Source organism: Bradyrhizobium sp. Ses1 (genome assembly GCF_059512365.1).
On the sequence record NZ_JCAMOQ010000199.1, the window covers coordinates 1 to 668 of the forward strand.

Here is a 668-nt window from a genome sequence, read left to right on the forward strand (position 1 = left end):
GGCTTGGTCGTGTTCGGCCTTGGTCCCAGCGCCGCGATGCCCATCTTGCGCATCAACCGCTGCACGCGCTTGCGATTGACCTGAAGCCCCTCAGCCTTCAGCATCGCGGTCATTCGCCGTGAGCCGAGGAACGGCCAGGCGGTGAACAGCTCGTCGAGGCGCCGCATCAGGGCAAGGTCGTTGTCGTTGGCCGGCCGTGGCGGCCGGTAGACCCCAGAGCGCGCGATGCCAAGCAACATGCATTGCCGGCGGATCGACAGCGCCATGTCGGCGCGATCGAGCATTCCTCGACGGTCCGGCGTGCTCATCTTCCGGACCTCCGCGCTAAAAAATCGCGCTCGACTGTCAGTTGTCCAATCTTGGCATGCAGCTTCTCGATCTCGCGTTCGCGCGCGTCCTCGCTCTCCCGCCCGACACCCGCGTCAAAGGCCCGGGCCGCCTGGTCCAGCAGTTGCTTCTTCCAGGCATAGATCTGGTTCGGGTGAACCTCATAGCGCTGGGCCAGATCGGCCACCGTCGCCTGCTCCCGCACCGCTTCCAGCGCGATCTTTGCCTTTAGTGCCGCGTCGATCTTGCGTCTCGTCTTTGTCGTCATCATGCGCTCCGTCTATCAAACGGAGCAGCCCCTTCCAACTAAGCACGTGGTCCCACAATCGGGGTCCATTTCA

The 668-nt window shown here is 63.5% G+C and carries 2 protein-coding genes; both read right to left on the minus strand.

The window, feature by feature from the left end; translation table 11 throughout:
• Positions 1-308 (minus strand): IS3 family transposase (locus tag AC5ZG5_RS46350; protein ID WP_456647283.1); only part of this gene is annotated, 308 nt, incomplete at its 3' end.
• Positions 305-595, minus strand: coding sequence for a transposase (locus AC5ZG5_RS46355; protein WP_165421601.1), 291 nt, complete (start codon positions 593-595; stop codon positions 305-307). The genes AC5ZG5_RS46350 and AC5ZG5_RS46355, both read right to left, overlap by 4 nt.
• Between the last annotated feature and the right edge of the window lie 73 nt (positions 596-668).